Genomic DNA, 19,244 nt, shown 5'->3' on the forward strand with positions numbered 1-19,244 from the left:
GCAGGAATGGAAAACTCAATGACTCTCTGGCTATTCGTGGCTGCCTTCGGCGCGAGTGCCTTGGGGGGCGTGCTGGGCATGGCAAGTGGCATTTTTATTGTGCCGATTCTTACGCTGCTATTTGGCGTGGATATTCACGTGGCCATTGGTGCGAGCATCATCTCAGTCATCGCTTGTTCGTGTGGTAGTGCAGCTCCATTTTTGAAAGGGCGCCTGACCAACATTCGGCTCGCTATCGTTCTAGAAACGGCCACCACTCTTGGAGCAGTGACCGGTGTGCTCCTGATCGGTATTGCCTCAACGCCCTTCCTCTATGGCCTGTTTGCCGTCATTCTGGCTGTCTCCGCAAAACAAATGCTTTCGCGCCGTTGTGAGATGATTGATACCAGTGCGCCCAATGTAAAGAGTTGGGGTACGGTGCTGCGCCTGCATTCGAGCTTTCCCGACCGAGTCCTTGATCGAGACGTACCGTATCAAGTCGGTCGCGTGCCGCTCGGCTTATCGCTGATGTATGGCGCGGGCCTAATCTCGGCATTGCTCGGCATCGGCTCCGGCGTACTCAAAATCCCTGCGATGGACACTGCCTTGCGGCTGCCTATCAAGGTTTCATCTGCTACGTCGAATTTCATGATCGGCGTGACAGCTGCGGCGAGCGCTGGGGCCTACTTCGTGCGGGGAGACATTGATATCGGCATTGCAGGCCCTGTCGCCTTGGGCTCCGTAGCAGGGGCACTACTGGGAGCGCGCCTGTTGATTTGGCTACCCGCTGACAAGCTGCGTATTTTCTTTGTCATTATCTTGGTGTTACTCGCTGTTCAAATGCTTCTGAGCGCTTTGGGCGTGCATGTACCAGGAGGATCCGCATGAAATCCCCAATCGACAATTTAGAACGCAGTGAAGAAATCATCGCCACGTTGCTCTGGTATGGTACTTGGCTTGCATCGGTCATTATTGCTATTGGTATGGCCTTGAATGCCCTTCGGCCGCTCGAGGTCTCGCTTAGCGCATGTTTTAGCAGCTATAACATCGTGAAAATTGGTGTGGCGCTATTCATTCTTTTGCCAGTGGCGCGTGTGGTGTTGATGCTGGCGATTTTTTTGCGCGAGCGTGATTTTGCTTACGCGGCAATTTCAGCGCTAGTCTTGGTAACTATCGCGGCCGGAATCGTAATTGGACTTTAACGGAAGCAAATCAAAGCTCCTCCTGAGCGGCCGCATAATCCAGCCCAACCAAGACCTAAAGCGCGACCTAGACATCCCTGCACAGGTCTGGGCAGAGTTTCTGGATCAAGCCAGGGAGCGTTAGGCGCAACTCAGAACATTTTCAAAACGACTGCTTTCAGGCTACGCCTTATACGCCTCAATGCGAGAGCTAAAGAATAGCGAAGGCCTTGAAGTCCTGACCAGCCGCCTTGACAGCTATCTAAACTTTTACCAAAAACTACGAGTGTCTGACCCAAGGCATTCACTGTCACAAAAACTTGCGAGAAAGCTCCAGCGCAAAGATAGAAATCGATCAAGACGACTCGGCTCGACTCCCTACCAGCGCGTATATGAGTCGTCCATTGAAGTGAAGGCGAAAGAACGCTTGGCCGAACCCAAAATTGGCCTGGGCATCGACAGCATTCTGCCCCCAACTCAAAAAGTACGTCGCGACCAAGTTAGGATAGACTCACACACGCAGCCCCTCGAAAACAATCAGTCCTATCACGCCCTATATGTCGCTGGGTGGGCACTAACCCCAGAAGCAGACTAAGACCAGCGCAGGCTTCTTGTATCTGGCGTCTTTGCAATCCCCCTCCCCCGCCTAGACTCCAAACGCCGGGTTGAGGCTCCACCCTCTCGGTACTGGCCCGCCTGCCCCCCACAGGCGGGCTTTTTTGTGGCTGTCACTTGAGGAGTGATCCCAGAACCAGATCTAGCGGAACTGGAGGCAAAAACACCCGATGAGTTCGCCGAAAGATCGTCCAAAAGGACGATGTAGCGTTTCACTGTGTATTTGATGCTGCCTAAGTGTTCATTCCGCATCAGGCCTAATCGAGTGCCCCTGCCTACCAAACCCAGTATCCATTCGTGAGCAAGGATTAGTGATGAGCGACAGCGCTATCGAAATTACCAATCTGCTCTACCTTTATGCCGAAAGAATGGACGGGGGTGACTTGGAGGGTGCCGCCGCTCTCTTCCGACATGCGCAAATCAAAGTCACGAGTTGCGAAGATTTTCTTGATTCGGCTGCAATGCTGCTCATCTGGAAGCAACACATAAAAATTTATCCTTGCGGGACTCCACGGACAAAACATGTCATCAGTAATCCGATAATCGAAATCGATGAGGCCTCAGGCAAGGCGACGATACGCTCTTACTACACAGTCCTTCAGGAAACCACCGAACTCTCCCTTCAGCCAATCGCTGCAGGCCGTTACCACGACGAATTCGAGTGTGTCGGCCAGACGTGGCGTTTCTCCTTTCGCGATTATTCACTGCTGGAGTTCACAGGCGACATGAGATTTCATCTAAAAGGCTATAAGGGCTAGATCCCCACGTACTCGGCCGATTGATGTCGTCGCAGTCCAAGCATAGGCTGGAGATGTCTATGATGCGGGGGGCAGTCCATCTATCTCTCCGACCACCTAGAAGATGTGATCGAGCATTGCTACACAGAGCTACGCAAGTCAGCCAACCACAACCAGATGGTGGCTTCGGGGTGGATCGCTATTCCAGAGTCGATATCGCTCGATGAAGATCACGCAGCGCGGATCTTTGAAGCAGTCGGCGCCTGGAGCCAGCAAAAGGTTGCGGCATGAAACGCATATCCCGCATCCAGCAACGCAAACGTCAAACATGGCTGGCACTGCGGGCCAGCGGAATTGAAGAAGTAGGCCATGGCTGCCCAGCAGAAAGAACGATCAGCAAAGACTGCTGCGAGGCGAAAGGCCCGCGGCGAGGAGGAATTACGGCTTCATGCCCTGGAAGGCACGCGAATAGCCTTGTCTGAGCTGATGGCCTGGAACGGGATTGATGAGCAAGGCGAGGCAATGACCTTGATGATTCATCACCTACATGCCCTCGGTCCTGCTGGATCTGCGCAATTCCTAAAGCCACCGCGACACAAAACCGCGATTAGCGAAAACGTGTCGCGGAAATTGGAGCTGGCCTACCAGCGTGAGGCTTTGAGGATTGGTCGCCATGACTAATTAGCGTTTTTTTGCTTCTTCCATCACTTGTCTAATTATTGCGTGGACATCCTTAATATCATCGTGGCTCACGGCCATCCGGCCACTATCCATGACGACTGATTCCGCATCAATTTCCAGCAAATTTAAATCAATGTGCTGTTTTCTGGCAGCCAGAATTATTGCTACCGCAGCGTCAGCCAAATTTGCTTCATTTTTATTCACGCATTTCTCCTTGATCCGGCTACATGCCGCCATCAGTAATACCCCAAATGATGCCAAATTGCCACCATTAGCCACGGAGGGCGGCCCCTGACTGTAGAGAATCCATGGACAAGAACACAAAGATCCTGATCCCAGAAATCCCCGGCGATTGGGTTGACCGCACTCGCTCCGGAAAAACCAACATCTGGAATCACGCCATTCATGGTAGACCTCACGTCAACGGTTTAGCTGAGGTTCGGTTAGAGCCACCGGAAGCCGGTCTGTACGCAGAGCGTATCGATGACGCGTGGTATTGGGTGTCCGGTTGCGCTAAATGCAATGGCACAGGAGAAAAGTGGAGCTACAGCGCCAGCACTCACGGCGTAGACGAGGCACTGTCGACCATCAGTGCCGGCGGAACTCACCACGCGCTTGTGCAGCCAGTGACAGCTCCGTTCCTAACCGAGTGCGCCAATGGATCATCGCAGCGCAATTTCGATGTACAGGAGCCCTTGCGCACGCAGGTGGCACAGGTGAAAGGCGGCCACTTCGCCATGGTTGCGGCGAACATGGTGACATTGCGGAAGGGCTCGGTTGGCGCAGCAGTTGCAGGCCCGCTCGGAGTAGTTGCCACCAGTACCGGGCATCACGCGGTATCGGCTGCGTTCTTCGAACAAACAAACGGTGGGTTCTACAAAGGGGACGGCCGATCAGCTTTTGACCCAATCTCGACCATTTGCCAGTCAGGTTCCAATCAGCGCCTAGTCAACGCGTACCTGGTGAAGTACTACGGAAACGAGAAGGACGGCATTTCGCTCACCGAGCCGATGCATACCCTACCGACGAAAGATCGGGTCGCGCTGGCCGAGGTCGTGCAGGTGCCAGACATCATCAAGCTATATCAGCGTTTAGCAGCCTGACCCCCGGTGCTTTCAGGATCTCGTGGAGCCGCTTTGAAACAGCTTCGTATAAGCGAAATAGCCAATAGCGATCTCGCCGACGGCCATCAACCCAAATACTGCTCCAAACATAAAGGATGCGGCGATAAAGCCTATCGCTACCACTCCTACAAATCCTTGAAGGATTTGCAGTGTCTTGGGGTCAATCGACAGCCTTCCGTTGAAAATAAACGCCGCGGCAACGCCTATTAGCACACCGACAATAATTCTCGAAAACATAGTTCAACTCCCTTTGTTTGAAGTCCGGGAGTGTACTCCAAGCCGCCTTCAAATCTCACTATCCACCGCCCTAGCATGACCCGGCCAAGGACACCCCATGACCGCCCTCCGCCGAACCGTAAAGATTCGCGGTGCGCCCATACAGGCGCTCGACCTGCAAACGATCTGCTACAAGTGCGACAGATCGCGTGCCCACGGCAACCACACCAAATACAGCAAGTTGCGCCAGGCCGAAGCGGCTGAGCGGCGCGCCCGGGAGAGAGTATGAACGGAATACATTTTCTGTCACGTGAAGAGGTATGCACGCTCACCGGCGCAAAGACAAAGGCTGGTCAGGTGTTAGTACTTAAGAGGAACGGCATACGCCACACTATTAAGCGCAGTGGTTGGCCATGCGTCATCGCATCTGCACTGATCGGCGAGACCGTTACAGCAACAGAGAAACCTAAATGGCAGCCTCGGCTGGTGGGATAGATGGGAAGAAAGCCAACTAGGCCGGGGGAGCATTCCCCGGCTACGCGAAAGAAAGCGCGGCGCCACAACGTATTACCTTTATGACACTGGCGGAACTCCTCGCAAGGAAAGTACATGCAGGAAGTTGTTCCGACAAAAGCACCTGCGACGCAGAAAGGCAATGCCCGAGAATTGAAACAGCTATTGAGCTTCTTCAATGACCCGCCCGCCCCTCTTGAAGCTATCGAGCCACAGCATGTTGGTCAGTATTTACGCCATCGCGGGAAAACTGCACCTGTTCGTGCGAATAGAGAGAAGGCATTACTCAGTGCAATCTGGAATTTTGCCAGAACCAGCGGTTACACAGCCTTGGCAAACCCATGTGCAGGCGTTAAAGGAAACAAAGAAAGCGGCCGTGACATCTATGTCGAAGATGAAATGCTTGCGATGGTTTACATGCACGCCGACCAGCCTCTAAAGGACGCTCTCGACCTGTTTTATCTAACGGGCCAGCGTATCGCTGACACACTCAAAATGGACGAGCGCGACATCAGAGACAACCAGCTGGCCGTTCAGCAAGGAAAAACCAGGACCAAGCGACGAATATAGGTTGTGGGAGAATTGAAGGTCGTAATTGACCGGATACTAGCCAGGAAAGCCGGCCACAAAATCCGAACCAGCAAGCTGATCGTGATGGACAACGGACAACCAATGACCAGCAGCATGTTGCGTGGGAGATTAGATAGTGCTCGTGAAGCTGCGGGGGTTGAAAAATCTGACTTCCAGATGCGGGACCTGCGCGCAAAGGCCGGTACCGACAAGGCAGAATCGAGCGGAGATATCCTGCAAGCGCGAGATCAACTGGGACACACAACTGTCGTAATGACCGAGAACTATATCCGCAAGCGAATTGGCAAAAAGGTCACGCCGACAAAGTGAATTGCGGCCCAGATAAATAATTGCGGCCCGGAAAACAACAAGGGCCTGCACGCGGATCGCCTGCAAGCCCTTGATATAGATGGTGCCCGAACCCGGAATCGAACCGGGACGCCCTTACGAGCGGGGGATTTTAAGTCCCATGCGTCTACCAGTTTCGCCATTCGGGCGGTAGCGCTGTGAAGCGGGTCAGGCAGACGTGGCTTTTGCAATCTGTGTGCTCAAGCGCCTGCGTGACAGGTGGGTGAATATATAGAGCCTGCGCCAATGAGGCAAGTTGGTTAGTGCTCATTCATGGAGATTTTTTTATTCAGTCCCAGGATAAAACACTCGAAAAATCATAGGGCTATGGTCCGGGCTGCGAGTTTTCGAGCCGAATCCGGCTGCCTCCTTGCATGTCTTTTGCTTAAGCGACGATCCTTGTCGCTGCTGTATTTGAGTCGCCGTTAGAAGCCCACGGTGGCTGAAAGCAGGTAGGTTCTGGGTGTTGAGAGGGTCAGGCCCGGTTCGCTGTCATCCGAGGCGCCGGCCGAGCTCCAGTATCGTTTGTCGAGGACGTTCTCGATGTTGGCGCGCAGTGTTACGGCGGTGCTGTCGACCTTGAAGGCATAGCGCGCGCCCACGTCAAAGCGTTCCCAGGCATCGATTTCCTTGGTGTTGGCCTGGTCCAGGTACTGCGAACTGGTGTAGATGCCCCGCCCGTTCAAGGTCAGCCCCTGGACGGCAGGCACATCCCATTCGGCCCCCAGGTTGACGTTGTACTTCGGCGTGGCAGGCGCTTGGTTGCCGTTGAAGGCGCCACCGGTGGTGTCGGTCAGTTTGCTGTCGATGTACATCACGCCGCCGAGAACGCGGAATCCGCTCAGGGGTTCGCCAAAGACACTCAGTTCCACGCCGCTGTTCTGCCGCTTGCCGCTAGGGCCAAACACCCGCGTCGTGGCGTTGGTCTCGTAAGCAGGCTGCTTGATGCGGAACGCACTGGCGGTGATCGCCAGCGAGCCCAGGTCATACTTGGCGCCCACCTCGACCTGACGGCTGACAAAAGGCGGGAATATCTGGTCTTCGTTGACCGCTGTCGACGGGGCGATCTTGCCCTGGCTGAGGCCTTCCATGTAATTGGCATACAGCGACAGTTCGTCGGTCACCTTGTAGAGGATGCCGCCCGAGGGCGAGACCTTTTCTTCGTCATAGGCTGTGGCACCTTTGATGCCATTGCTCCAGTCATCCACCTTGACCCGCTGCCAGCGCGTGCCCAGTGTCAGAAGCAGCCTGTCACCAAAGAAACCGAGAGTGTCGGAAAGAGCCACGCCACTGAAGCGGTTCTCGGTATAAACCTTAGGGTCAATTCGCGTCGGTGTGTCGGGCTTGGGTGTTTGTACTGGGTGATAGAGATTGCTGGATGATGGGGCATAGCGAGCACCGCCATTTTCAAAGTCCATGTAGAAGTCGTTGGCCGCCAGATTGACTTCATGGCTCACCGGCCCGGTGTGGAACCAGGTACGTACCCCGGCGGTGGCTGTCCTGACATTTTCGTCACGGGTGAAGTCCCGCGGCTGCACGCTGAAATCCCCTGCATCGTTGGTGACCGACACGGCATGGCGGAGGAAATCGTGGTTGCTTTTACGCACGCCCACTGCGCCGTATAGCAGGGTCGAATCACTGACGTCATATTCAGCGTTCAACGTGCCGAAGGTGTCCCGGGTGCGGGCCTTGCTCCAGGCCTGAGCGTAGTTATGGCGCACATCATTGGCATTCGGGACCTTGGCGTTCGGACCGACCTGCACCCGCTCCTGAGGGGCATCGGTATCGCGTTCGGTGTGCCCGATATCAGTCGAAAGCCGCAAGCGTTCGCCACGAAAGTCCAGCCCCACGACCGCCATCTCACGGTCGACGCTCTGATGGTCCCACTCGGTGTCACCCGACTGCTTTACGCCATTGAAGCGTATCCCGAACTGGTTCTCGTCACCGAACCGACGCCCGACATCCACGGCGCCGCCGACCTGACTATTGGAGGCGTAGCTGCCGGTGAATTCGGTGATCGGCTGGTCGGTAGCGCGCTTGGGCACGACGTTGATCCCCCCGCCGACACTGCCGCGGGGCGAGATGCCATTGATGAGCTGGCTGGGGCCCTTGAGGATATCTACCCGATCGACCATTTCCATATCGATCGTATAGGTCGGCAGGATGCCGTAAAGGCCGTTGTAAGAGACATCGCTGTTGAACAGGCTAAAGCCGCGAATGGTGAACTGCTCGTAGCGGCCTCCGGCCGGATTGGTCACCCGAACGGAGGGGTCATTGGCGATCAGGTCACCCAGGGTCCGGGCCTGCTGATTCTTGACCACTTCCTGGGTGTATGTGGTCATGCTGAACGGGGTTTCCATGAAATCTCGGGAACCGAGCAAGCCCTGCGTCCCCCGGCGTGCGACCTGCCCGCCGGCAAAGACCTCGGCACCCGCTGCACCGTCGGCACCCAGTACCGAGGTCGTGGGTAATTGCACGCTGCCGCTGTCGGCGGCCACCCGCGTCAGCGTGTAGGCCTCACTGCCCGCAGGCAACAGTTGCAGGCCGGAGCCCTGCAGTAATCGGTCGAAGCCCTCTTCCACCGCATATTCCCCGGACAACCCGTTGCTGTTGCGGCCACTGACCAACGCCGGGTCCACCGCCAGATTGACCCCCGCCAACCCGGCAAAGCGCGTCAATGCGGCGCCCAGGCTACCGGCCGGCACCTGATAGCTGCGGCGCTCGCCGGTGTCGGCCCATGTGGGTGAGATCAATAAAGGGCTGGAACTGAGGGTCAACACAAGACCAAATCGCAACAACGGGTGCACGCGCAAAGACGGTACTGCAGGCATGGGAGGAAGCTCTCGTATTTTATTCACTTAGGTGGAATGACCGGTGAAGTGAATAAAAGGGACAGACTTCACACACTTTTATGTCGCGGCACCAGGCTGACCCAGAAACGGGTGCGTGTCTGCACCTGCAATGGCAGGCTGGCAGCCAGCAGTGCAAGAATGCGATCGGTATCGTCCAGTCGAAAGCTGCCCGTGACGCGCAGCGCTTCGAGGGCCGGATCCCAACGCAGCACGCCGGGGCGATAACGGCCCAGCTCACGAAGAAAATCCCCGAGGGGCTGGTTCTGCGCCATCAGCACCCGCTCACGCCAGCCCGGCAGCGAGGCATCGAAGGCACTCACCGGGCCTGCCCCGCTCGCCCGCAGGCTCACCTGCCGGCCCTCCGGCAACAGCAACGGCGGCCCTTGCAGGGGCTGTAACTGCGCCGTGCCACTGACCACCGAGACCTGGCAATCCTCACGATCAAGACGTACGCAGACTTCGCCACGGCTGAGCGTGAAACGCCCATAGGGCGCCTGGACGGTCAACGCGGCCGAGCCTGGAACCTTGAGGGCGATTTCTCCGCGAACCAGCGTGATGAGCCGGGAACGCAAATCGACATTCACTGCACTGTCGGTATTGAGCTGCAGCGTGCTGCCATCGGCCAGCGATGAGCGCGTGTGTTCACCGGTGGCGGTGTGCAGGTCAGCCTGCCAGACCTCCAGCGGCAACTGGCGCCCCAGCAACCAGGCGGTCGGCACCAGGGCCGACACACACAAGGCCTGTTTGAGGATTTTGCGCCGTCCCGGATCCGGACGATCCAGGGTAGCCATCGCCAGCGCCAAGGGCAGGCCACGAAAACGCTGGCGTAACAACTGAACCTTCTGCCAGGCAGACTCGTGGGCGCCGTGGCTGTCGCGCCAGCGTTGCAACTGCAGGTGATCCTGCTCACGGGCCGCGCCCGACTCCAGCAACGCCAGCCATTGCGCAGCCTCCCGCGCCACTTTGCGGGCTTCGGGCGAGTGGCCGCCAGCGTTCAACAGTCCACCAGCAGGCAATGCTCGTAGGCCTGCGCCATGTAGCGTTTGACCGTACGCTCCGAGACTTGCAACCGTTCAGCGATTTCGCGGTAGCCAAGCCCTTCGAGCTGGCTCCAGAGAAACGCACGACGTACCGCCGCCGGCATGCCATCGAGCAATTCGTCCAGGGCCTGCAGGGTTTCCAGCAGCACCCAACGCTGCTCCGCAGACGGCACACAGTCTTCAGGCAACTGCGCCAGGGCCTCCAGATAGGCCCGTTCCAGGCTTCGGCGCGTGTAAAAATTGCTGAGCAGACGTTTGCCGACCGTCAGCAGGTAAGCCCGCGGTTCACGCAGATCTGACAGTTGCCGGGAGCTGGCAAGTACCCGCACAAAGGTGTCCTGGCTAAGGTCTGCCGCATCCCAGGCATTGCCCATGCGTCGTCGCAGCCAGTTTTCCAGCCAACTGCTGTGATCGCGGTACAGGGCATGCAGGGTCTGCTCCGTTGGCGTCGATGCGTCAGTCATTTCAAGAGACCCTGTGGGAAAGCGGCGGTAAATGAGACTGATTCTAATTAGTACTCCACCACTTGACCACGCTCTTTTTCGACGCGTTACGCCCCTCCGCCCCTGAACCGCGCCACTCCCCTCCTGCCTCTGGCATCACGCCGCTGATTATTCGTCCGTTGAGGACAGCGCAGACCCGCTGACATCGACCAGGGCTATGGTCCCGGGAGCCTTGTGGTCGCGGCGATCATTGAGCCAGCCATTGATCTGCGTGCTGAACTCGGGAGGAGCCTTGCGCCCGGTGCGCCGTCCCAGGTCGAGAATGGTTTGCTGTGCAAGGGCTTCTTCCATGCGTTTTTGAGCGGTCATCATTGCCGCATTGATACCGCACATGCCCTCCAGCGCCCACTGCGGGGCCGAACCGCCGAACACCGCGCAACGCCCGCGAATTTCCCGACAGTCGAATATCTGCTTGGGACCGTCAATGGCATTGACGATGTCCAGCAGGGTGATTTCGTCCGAGGGCCGGCCCAGTTTGAAACCGCCGCGTACCCCTTCGGTGGCCAGCACCAGCTTGGCTTTTGCCAGCTTGGTAAAGACTTTTGCCAGGTACTCCAGCGGGACACCCTGCAATTCAGCCAGGTCGCGCACGCTGGCCTCACGACTCTCGCCCCGCTCATCCAGCAGCAGCAACAGGCAATGAATGCCGTACTCAACCCCGGCACTGTAAAGAGCCATCTGCATCTCCGACTTATGTATTCGCCTCACAGTTAACCGCTTACCTGCAGCCGTAGCAAGGACTCGCTGAAAACCGAAGCTTTCCTGCAGCAAGTCAATCGGTTCAGAACGCTGCACGACGACCGTAACCACGCCGTGGTCTGGGCGTTTGAGCACTATTCCACAGATTTTCCCGGCAACGGGACCGGCCGGTTGATAAAAAATTCTTGCACAAACAATCTACGACCAATAGAGTCGTAGTTGTTCGGCGCGCTCCGCAACTCCGAACGAAACGATCCAGCCATGGCCCGCATCACGATGCCCGCCACTGTTTACCCAACCTGAAATGACTGCTTTGGAGCACACAATGAAAAAACAAATCCTGATCGTCGGTGCGGGCTTTGGCGGTATGTGGAGTGCGCTGAGTTCGGCGCGACTGCTCGATAAACATGAACGTGAGGACGTACAGATCACCGTGCTTGCGCCTGAGGCCAGCCTTGCCGTACGGCCGCGCTTCTATGAGCCGGACGTGCACACGATGAAAGCTGAACTGGGTCCGCTGTTCGACTCGGTCGGGGTGAACTTCATCCGCGGCGTAGCCGACACCATCGATGTGGCAGGGAAAACGGTCGGTTTCACCGACGCCAATGGCAGCGCGTCCGTGTTCAACTACGACAAGCTGGTACTGGCCGCTGGCAGCCGCGTGGTTCGCCCTGCCGCGGTGAGCGGTGTCGAGCATGCATTCGACGTTGACCTGATCGCCGAAGCGAGCCGCCTCGAAAATCATCTCAAGAGCCTCGCTCAACAACCTGAGTCTGCGGCGCGCAATACCGTCGTGGTGGCGGGCGGCGGTTTCACCGGAATCGAGACGGCAACAGAAATGCCGGCCCGTCTACGGGCTGCCCTTGGCAACACGGCGAAGGTGCGGGTCATCGTGGTCGACCGCGGCACCAAAATTGGTGCAGCCCTGGGTGAAAACATCAGCCCTTCAATCGTCGAAGCCAGTCAGGCACTGGGCATCGAATGGCAACTGGGCGCATCGGTGGTGGCCGTTGATCCGCAGGGCGTCACCCTTGCCGACGGGCAACGTATCGCCGCCCACACGGTGGTCTGGACTGTCGGTGTGCGTGCCAGCGCCCTGACTGAACAAGTACCCGGTGAACGTGACAGCTACGGACGCCTGCACGTGGACCGCACCCTCAAGGTGATCGGCCAGCAAGACGTCTACGCCACGGGTGATACGGCCTACGCTGCTACGGATGACCTGGGCAACTTCGCCATGATGACCTGTCAGCATGCGATCGCCCTGGGCCGCTCCGCCGGTAACAACGTCGCCGCCGACCTGCTGGGTGAAGCGCCCATCCCTTACAGCCAGCTCAAGTACGTCACGTGCCTCGACCTCGGGGAATGGGGCGCGGTGTACACCGAAGGCTGGGACCGTCAGGTGAAACTGATCCGGGAGGAAGCCAAGCAATTGAAAACCACGATCAACTCGGTCTGGATCTATCCGCCGGCAGCCGAGCGGGTTTCAGCGCTGGCTGCGGCCGATCCATTGATTCCGGTGGTCGCATAAGTCGAAATCCTCATGCCTGGTCTTTACCCACGCGAGGATCAGTCCCGGTGTGGGTAAAGACCAGAACCGTCGGCTCGGACAACTGCCCGTACACATCAAATGCAAACACCTCAAGGGTGTACTCCACGTTGACTTTCAGGTTAGCCACATAGGTTATGGGATAAATAAAGATCGTTTGATTGTGGTGCCCGTCCAGCATGACTTTCACCCCGGCCCCGGCTGACTCATCGTCGACGAAAGTCCACTTCAGCAAGATCGACGTGGCGGAGTACGCGAGCAATTCTACATATGGTGCACAAGGCGGAGGTGAAGGCGCCGGCCCCTGGGTTTTGAACGTGGTGGTGGCGGGAGTCGAGACGTTTCCCGCACTGTCCCAGGCCCGTACGTCTATGTAATGCAGGCTGCCCCCGGTCAACCCGGTGAGCGCCAGGGCGGGTTCCTGCACTTCGAGCATGCGCAAGCCATTCACCAGCACCCGGTAGCCGCCCACGCGGTCTTCATCGCTCGACGGCGCCCACCGCAACTGCGCAGACGTTTCGCTGATATCGGTGACCACTGGCGTCCCGGGCTGCGTCGGGCGCACCCCGTCCAGCACCGTTGCCTGCAGCTCGCTGACCGCTGAGTACTCAACCTCCACGTAGGCCCGAACCTTAAAATTGAAGACATGCGGCCCCGGACCGGATGACTGATCTATCAGCTCGAAGCTGTAACTGAAATACGCCTGATCGGTGACAATCTGGCCATTGATCCACACCTCGTACCACGGGCCGGCAGGGTTGCTGTCCCAGGCCAGTCGGCAGAGGCCGTTGTGCTGGCTAAAAGTCAGCCCGGCGGGCGGGCTCAACAAGGTTTTGAACCAGGCCTGCGAGATCTCGGACACCAACCCGCTGTCCTCATACTCCGCACGCACTTCAACACGATGCTGCGCATGATTCTCCAGCCCGGTGAGCGTGAAGTGGCAGTCCCGGGTATACCCGACGAGCGTTCCATACAGCGTAATGCTGTACCTGAGCGCTATGTCGATACCGCTCGCGGGCGTCCAGGACACAGTGGCCGACGTATCCGTGATGTCACTCAACTCGGGAACCCCGGGTTTGCCCGGAGGCGGCAACCGCAACAGACGAAACGACTCCGGCCCGGAGCTGACGCCTTCGGCCGTGACCGCACGGACCTCGATCAGGGTGTCCTGATCCGGGTGTAGCCCGGTGAGGGTATAAGGCGGTCGTGTGACCTCCACATAAATATCAGGGCCTGTTATCCGGTAGTGCGAGGCATTCGGGCACAGCTTGCAGGTTGCATAAGGCTCATCCCAGGTCAGCGTGAGGGACGTCAGGCCGGCTCTGGTGCCTTGCAGGTTCCCGGGGCTGCAAATGGGACGGAGTTGCACGGGGGGCTTGGAAAGTTGGGTCATGGGGCGCGCTCCGTATCGTTGGCAACGCTTTTTTACCCTCCTTTGCAGGTTCACGCACCTCACAGAACTGCTAGTTGCGCGGGGTGTACGGCGCGCGTATGGCCCTTGGACGAATGCTGCAGACAAACGAAAATGACCAACGGTTCAGCGCCATGAACCCGTGTTAGAGCCACATCCGCGAACGGTACTTTGTCGCGCCTATGCAGCGAATATGCCTACATGTTTGAGCCCGCACAGATGACATAAACATCCAGCCGGAGCGAATTAAAGTGCTGCACCTGTTATTTCTTACAGGTTTCAAGATCGAAATATAGCGTTATAAATGGCCCGTCCCTACAACACAGACATACGCATCTGTAAGCAAGGTCGCGCGAACCACGCCCACTTGAGACAGGAAGGATCCGCTGCGCCCACATCATAGAGTGATAAACGGGAGAGCTTCTCATGCACCGTTCGAATCAGATCGCCGACAGATCCGCCACAGCCCGGTCGTCATTTCAGGTAACGACCAACGAGGACCTGCAAGGCATCACACTCACCAAACGCGAAAAAGAAGTCCTGCAATGGAGTGCCCGGGGCAAATCGTCCTGGGAAATCGGCCAGATCTGCTGTTGCAGCGAGGCCGGCGTCAATTATCACTTCTGCAACATTCGCCGCAAATTCGGCGTCAGCTCACGCTGGACTGCCGTGATCAGGGCCCTGGAACAAGGCTTGATTCATCTGCCCTGAGCCGGTCGGGCGCAGTGACGTACCGCGTGGTGGACTGCCCATGAGCGCCTCCCCCACGCCACTGCGCATTATCCTCGCTGACGACCACCCGGTGGTGTTGATGGGGGCCAAAATGGCCCTGGCCCCTTACACGATCGTCGCACAAGCGCACACTGCCGATGAGTTGATCGAACAGCTGGAATGTACGCCCTGTGACATCCTGATCACCGATTACTCAATGCCTTATGGACGCTTCCCTGACGGCCTGGCCCTGACCGGTTACCTCAAACGGCATTTCGCTCAGGTACAGGTGATCGTGATGACCATGTTGCGCCACCCGTCCTTGTTGCAAGCCCTGCTCCACGGGGGCGTATGCGGCATATTCGACAAACGAAGCCCGCTGGGCGAGCTGGTTCGGGCGGTGCAAACCGTGAACAAGGGCCGTGTTTACCTCAGTCCTTCTTTCGCCGGTATTCTTCAGGCCCGAACGCTCGCCTGTGCCCCTGATGCCGCGGCGCAGGTCTACCTGACCAAGCGCGAAATCGAAGTGGTGCGCCTGTTCGTCCAGGGACTCTCAGGCCGCCAGATCGCAGGGCAACTCAACCGCAGCGAAAAAACCATCAGCCGACAAAAGCGCACCGCCATGGACAAGCTGGGGGTGATTCATGACAGCGAGCTGGTGGAGTTTGCCCTGATCAACGGGTTGAGCCACGATCATCCTTCGGCCACCTGCTCGACGACGTGCCCGGCATCGAGTTGATACCGGGCACGCTGCATGTCGGCGTCTAGCTGCCGCTCGGAGCACCGACACTGTCCAGCCGCCCCAGGCTGTCATAGCTCAGCGTGCGCCCTGCTTCATCCTGGAGCAGATTGCCGTTGGCGTCATAGCTCAGCTCGACAACGGGCGGATAATCGACGTGGCTGTTATTGATACGCCTCAACTGCACCGGGTCCAGAGGATCGTACTCAAAGGTTGCGGTGTTGACATCGGCCCTGGAGTCCGGCCCGAAGTAGGTCTTCACCTCTTCGTGGTTGTCCAGTGCATCAAAGAAGAAGCGTTGCCCGACGAGGGTTTTACCGTACGGATCAACAGGGGACTGAGGCCCCTCGCACAGATACTCCTCCAGCCGTCCGCGAGGATCGTAGTAATAGCTTTCGTCGCGCAACAGCGCCCCGCCCTCTCCTTCACCTTCGGTCAACAGCCTTCTTTCCAGCTGGTCGACGCCGGTCCAGTACTGGGTCAGGGTCGACAGCGTGCCATTGAGGTCAAACACTCGCCGGGACTCGCGACCCTGTGCGTCATATTCAAGCCTGACCGCTACATGCTGCCCGGTCGTGACATCCACGGTGTCGATACTCGCCATTTGCCCCTGCGCCGTGTAGGTAAAGTCAGTCTTGATCGCATCGACCTGCCCGGGCAGACCCAGCGCAGTGGTATGCAAGCGGCCTGCGTCGTCATACACGTAACGCTGTACCTGACCGAGGACGTCGGTGTAGCGCAATAACCGACCTTGACGGCTGTAGAGCGACGTCATCTCACGGGGTTGGTCATCGGCCCCGGTGCGGGTTTCGCTGACCACCTCGCCATTGCTGTTGTAGCGCCGGGCCAGGGTGATGCCGGGCTCGGCGGTCTCCAGCAACCGTGCATTGTGCGGGTCGTAGGCGTAGGTGGCCTCAATCGGCGCCTGTGAGGACGTAGCGGGGACGACGCTGCGGCTGACCGGTTCGTCGGTCAATTCGGGCATGTAGGCATATGCAATCACACTGCCGTCCGGCTGGATCACCCGATCCGGCTGCTGCTGGCTGGTGTCGTAGACATAGGTGGTGGTGCGCCCTCCGGTGGTCGACTCGATCCTGCGGTCCAGGCCATCGAACGCCTGGGTACCCAGTTCAATGCCATTGACGCTGATCAGGGTCGGCAAGTCTTCGCGACTGTGCCCTGCATATTCGCGCACCACGCTGCTGCCGTCGGGCAAGCCGGTTTCAATCAAACGGTCATAAACGTCGTAGGTATACAGCGTTTCGTAATCCGCCGCGTTTTGCTCGTAGGTGGTGCGACCCAGCCCGTCATAACGATAGCGATGCAGGCTGAGGCGCGATTCGCCATCCAGGTCCAGCCGCTCCACGGTCACTGGCTTCTCGAAGCGATTGCTCAGGGTGATGGTCTTGCCCATGCCCTCGCTCCACTCCGCCCGCGTAAACGTCACGGGATTGTCGTGGGTATGCCGCGTGACCCCGTCCGGGCCGGTGACGCTGGCTTGCTGACCCCACAGGTCGTAGGTGAACTGGCTTGTGAGTGTCAGGTCGGCTTTTTCCAGCCAGTCGATCTCGGTTTCCTCGGTCAGTTGCCCCAAGGCATCGTAGCGGGCAGCGTAAATATCGCGGTACATCGCCGGGTTGCCCTCGGCGTTGTCGACGTCGTGCCGGGCTTCCCTGACGGCACGGTTGAGCCCGTCGAACCAGGTTCGGGTGCGCTCCTGCTTGACGTTTTCCAGGGTCTGGCTGGCCAGTTCGCCGGGAGGTGGCTCCCCCGGACCTGCCGGGCGGACCAAGCTGTAGCGATAAGTGCGGGTGGCCGCGTTCGGCGTGTCCGGCGCCACGGTTTCACTCAGTACCCGGCCCAGCGCATCGTAGATGTAGCGGATATCGACATCCTGGTCCCGGGCAAGCAGCGGTTCGCCGTTGAGCAACGAACGTTCTTCGGTGATGCTCTGGCTGACCGCATCGAAATCGGTGCTCAGCACCTGTTGCGTGCGCAACACGGTTTCACCGGCAAAGGTCGCGTAGGTGGCAGCCGGTTTACTGTAGGTGTAGTCCGTGAAAAGTGTGCGGCCCGGAGCCGTGCCCAGCGTCAGCGCTTCTTGCTCACGCAAGCCGTGGATCAGCGGGTTGCCCGGTTCGTCGTAGAGACGATAGACACTGCATTCCAGCACTTGCCCGGCGCCGCCGCTGATGTCCAGCAACTGTTCTTCGACCAGCGCCACCCACGGTGCATCGCCGCCCGTAAGCGGCTGTTGTATGACATACCGGTAACGGGTACTTAACGTCGGCGCATCGCCTTGCAGATCGGCCACCTTGTCCGGATCGGCACTCGGCGTCACGGTGCTTTCCCGTTTGTGGCGAACGAAGCCATAAGGGTCTGGCGGGCAGTCGCCGGGCACGCCTTCGGCCGGGTAATACAGGGTGGTTTCAGCAATGCCGTTGGCCTGGACGCTGCGGGTCAGGTTGCCGTAAATATCATACTCACTCAGCACCTGATCCTCGCGCCACTGGCGAGGGTCATCGGTCAATTCCCAACGCGTGACCGCCTGCTTCGGCAACTGGCATTGGCGCACCTGATTGTCGAAGGTGTCAGTGTCGTTGGCGTAATAGGTGGTAGTCACCGTTTGCCGATGCGTGCCCCGGGTGGTGGTTTGCGCCGTCAGCAAGTGGAAACGGTTGAAGCGGCGGTTCACGCTGCGTACCGCAATGTCATTGACCATCAAGCTTTCGGTGGATTCGTAGGTGTAGGCACCGATGACTTTGTACAGGTTGTCCAGGCCATCGTCCGTCCAGGTGATCGGTGCGTTGTAGCCCAGGAAGTTATTGCTGCTGTAGCTGTATTTCACAATGATCGGCGGCTGGCCAGCGCCAGGGTCGAGGACGTGATCGGTGACCCGCGGAATGTTCTGATGCCCGCTGCTTCCCGGAAAACCATGGCCCTCATCGAGGTACTGCAACGTTTCATGGCCTCCGAGCGGGGTCCACACGTCTTTGATGCACAACAGCCCGCGCAGCGTTTCGTACTCAAAACGCCAACCGGCAGCATTGTCGGTGGGTAAAGCAATGCGCGTCACCCGGCCACCGCTCAGGTGCAGGACAAACACCGCCGAGGCCACGCCATTGACTGGTTTCAAGCGTATTTCCAGTGTCTTGGCGGCCGTGTCCGGAACCACTTCCAGCAGCGTCCCCTGGCTGTCGCTGACGCTGCCGAGCATTCGCCCGTCGCCCCCATCGGCACGGTAGGCGAGGCTCACCCCATGGCCCTGGGGCGAATACAGTTTGACCGGCATGGCCACTTGCGGGGTCGCGCCCATGAGTTTGAGAATCTCGACCTCGCCCGACTTGTGCACCACCTTATAGTCGCCCCGTGGATCACCGCTGATGTCGTACAGCTGAAAGCCTTCAATCTTTTGTTCTTTCATCAGCATGCGCGCGGGGTTGCCCGGGTCGCGCCCGGTGACCTTGAAACGTTCACCCGAGTGCAACGACACGACTTGATTGCTCGGCGTGTACTGGGTCAAGGCAAGGTCCCAGCCCAGGCCGTAGCCACTGTCGAGGGTGTTGAGCGGGTTATAGCTCAAAGCCAGCGGTACGGCCGGCCCTCGCAGGTCGTTGCTCAGCACTTCGTCCAGGGCCAGGCCGACGGTATTAAGTCCAGTACGCGGATCGACCCCGGACTGCACGAAACTGAGAAAGTTGAACGCATTGGAATGCACAGATGTAGAAACGGTCATGTCTGCAACCTCGAGTGTTCAAGTGGATCCGCCTGTGCAA

General features: G+C 58.3%; 16 protein-coding genes, 1 tRNA gene and 3 pseudogenes. 11 read left to right on the plus strand and 9 right to left on the minus strand.

What is annotated here, in order from left to right; genetic code table 11:
- The first annotated feature begins 18 nt into the window (after positions 1-18).
- The 5 genes and pseudogenes from DQN55_RS12185 to DQN55_RS12205 all read left to right on the plus strand — a co-directional run bounded on the left by DQN55_RS12185 (position 19) and on the right by DQN55_RS12205 (position 3,193).
- Entirely contained in the window at positions 19-867 is an 849-nt protein-coding gene (locus DQN55_RS12185; RefSeq protein WP_088500029.1) for a sulfite exporter TauE/SafE family protein, read from the plus strand.
- Positions 864-1,181 carry a DUF1634 domain-containing protein gene (locus tag DQN55_RS12190; RefSeq protein WP_048382212.1) on the plus strand — a complete coding sequence of 106 codons (318 nt, stop codon included), beginning with the start codon at positions 864-866 and terminating at the stop codon, positions 1,179-1,181. The genes DQN55_RS12185 and DQN55_RS12190 overlap by 4 nt, the downstream gene beginning before the upstream one ends.
- Positions 1,182-2,089: 908 nt before the next feature.
- Complete coding sequence (locus tag DQN55_RS12195; protein ID WP_048382211.1) at positions 2,090-2,533, plus strand: nuclear transport factor 2 family protein; 444 nt, start codon at positions 2,090-2,092, stop codon at positions 2,531-2,533.
- Positions 2,534-2,611: 78 nt separating this feature from the next.
- Positions 2,612-2,803, plus strand: a pseudogene (locus DQN55_RS22435) (hypothetical protein); the annotation flags it as partial.
- A 78-nt stretch (positions 2,804-2,881) separates the two neighbouring features.
- Entirely contained in the window at positions 2,882-3,193 is a 312-nt protein-coding gene (locus DQN55_RS12205) for a hypothetical protein (RefSeq protein ID WP_048382210.1), read from the plus strand.
- On the opposite strand, the gene DQN55_RS12210 is transcribed toward DQN55_RS12205, so the two are convergent.
- Complete coding sequence (locus DQN55_RS12210; protein ID WP_048382209.1) at positions 3,194-3,397, minus strand: hypothetical protein; 204 nt, start codon at positions 3,395-3,397, stop codon at positions 3,194-3,196. It lies immediately after the preceding gene.
- Positions 3,398-3,747: 350 nt separating this feature from the next.
- Between DQN55_RS12210 and DQN55_RS12220 the strand changes: the two are divergent.
- Positions 3,748-4,269 (plus strand): annotated as a pseudogene (locus DQN55_RS12220) (DNA cytosine methyltransferase); the annotation flags it as partial.
- Positions 4,270-4,308: 39 nt separating this feature from the next.
- Here the strand turns inward: DQN55_RS12220 and DQN55_RS12225 are convergent.
- Positions 4,309-4,554, minus strand: coding sequence for a hypothetical protein (locus DQN55_RS12225; protein ID WP_048382208.1), 246 nt, complete (start codon positions 4,552-4,554; stop codon positions 4,309-4,311).
- Positions 4,555-4,818: 264 nt separating this feature from the next.
- Here DQN55_RS12225 and DQN55_RS12230 point away from each other — a divergent pair, with 264 nt between their 5' ends.
- Both DQN55_RS12230 and DQN55_RS12235 read left to right on the plus strand, forming a co-directional pair.
- Positions 4,819-5,028 carry a DUF4224 domain-containing protein gene (locus DQN55_RS12230; protein ID WP_074702943.1) on the plus strand — a complete coding sequence of 70 codons (210 nt, stop codon included), beginning with the start codon at positions 4,819-4,821 and terminating at the stop codon, positions 5,026-5,028.
- Positions 5,029-5,946: pseudogene (locus DQN55_RS12235) on the plus strand (site-specific integrase).
- Positions 5,947-6,026: 80 nt separating this feature from the next.
- Here the strand turns inward: DQN55_RS12235 and DQN55_RS12240 are convergent.
- From DQN55_RS12240 to DQN55_RS12260, 5 genes are all read right to left on the minus strand, one after another.
- A tRNA-Leu gene (locus DQN55_RS12240) sits at positions 6,027-6,113 on the minus strand.
- Between the two features lie 276 nt (positions 6,114-6,389).
- Entirely contained in the window at positions 6,390-8,795 is a 2,406-nt protein-coding gene (locus DQN55_RS12245) for a TonB-dependent receptor (protein ID WP_048382207.1), read from the minus strand.
- Positions 8,796-8,863: 68 nt separating this feature from the next.
- Positions 8,864-9,814 (minus strand): FecR domain-containing protein, encoded by a 951-nt coding sequence (locus tag DQN55_RS12250; RefSeq protein WP_048382206.1) that lies wholly within the window; start codon positions 9,812-9,814, stop codon positions 8,864-8,866.
- The gene (locus DQN55_RS12255; protein WP_048382205.1) at positions 9,811-10,320 is read right to left on the minus strand and encodes a sigma-70 family RNA polymerase sigma factor; all 510 of its coding nucleotides are present in this window, start codon (positions 10,318-10,320) and stop codon (positions 9,811-9,813) included. Before DQN55_RS12255 ends, DQN55_RS12250 begins: the two co-directional genes overlap by 4 nt.
- 147 nt (positions 10,321-10,467) lie before the next feature.
- Entirely contained in the window at positions 10,468-11,037 is a 570-nt protein-coding gene (locus DQN55_RS12260) for an RrF2 family transcriptional regulator (RefSeq protein WP_048382204.1), read from the minus strand.
- Positions 11,038-11,383: 346 nt separating this feature from the next.
- Here DQN55_RS12260 and DQN55_RS12265 point away from each other — a divergent pair, with 346 nt between their 5' ends.
- Positions 11,384-12,589 carry an NAD(P)/FAD-dependent oxidoreductase gene (locus DQN55_RS12265; protein ID WP_048382203.1) on the plus strand — a complete coding sequence of 402 codons (1,206 nt, stop codon included), beginning with the start codon at positions 11,384-11,386 and terminating at the stop codon, positions 12,587-12,589.
- 10 nt (positions 12,590-12,599) lie between these two features.
- Here the strand turns inward: DQN55_RS12265 and DQN55_RS12270 are convergent, their stop codons facing one another.
- Positions 12,600-14,000: a fibronectin type III domain-containing protein gene (locus DQN55_RS12270; RefSeq protein WP_048382202.1), complete on the minus strand. Its 1,401-nt coding sequence runs from the start codon at positions 13,998-14,000 to the stop codon at positions 12,600-12,602.
- 444 nt (positions 14,001-14,444) lie between these two features.
- Here DQN55_RS12270 and DQN55_RS12275 point away from each other — a divergent pair, with 444 nt between their 5' ends.
- Both DQN55_RS12275 and DQN55_RS12280 read left to right on the plus strand, forming a co-directional pair.
- Positions 14,445-14,729, plus strand: coding sequence for a response regulator transcription factor (locus DQN55_RS12275; protein ID WP_048382201.1), 285 nt, complete (start codon positions 14,445-14,447; stop codon positions 14,727-14,729).
- 40 nt (positions 14,730-14,769) lie between these two features.
- Positions 14,770-15,468, plus strand: a complete 699-nt coding sequence (locus DQN55_RS12280) for a response regulator (RefSeq protein WP_048382200.1) — start codon at positions 14,770-14,772, stop codon at positions 15,466-15,468.
- Positions 15,469-15,493: 25 nt separating this feature from the next.
- On the opposite strand, the gene DQN55_RS12285 is transcribed toward DQN55_RS12280, so the two are convergent.
- A complete protein-coding gene (locus DQN55_RS12285; protein WP_053070928.1) occupies positions 15,494-19,204 on the minus strand; it encodes an RHS repeat domain-containing protein in 3,711 nt (1,236 codons plus the stop codon).
- Between the last annotated feature and the right edge of the window lie 40 nt (positions 19,205-19,244).

Origin of the sequence: Pseudomonas taetrolens (genome assembly GCF_900475285.1) — a bacterium.
Classification (GTDB): domain Bacteria; phylum Pseudomonadota; class Gammaproteobacteria; order Pseudomonadales; family Pseudomonadaceae; genus Aquipseudomonas; species Aquipseudomonas taetrolens.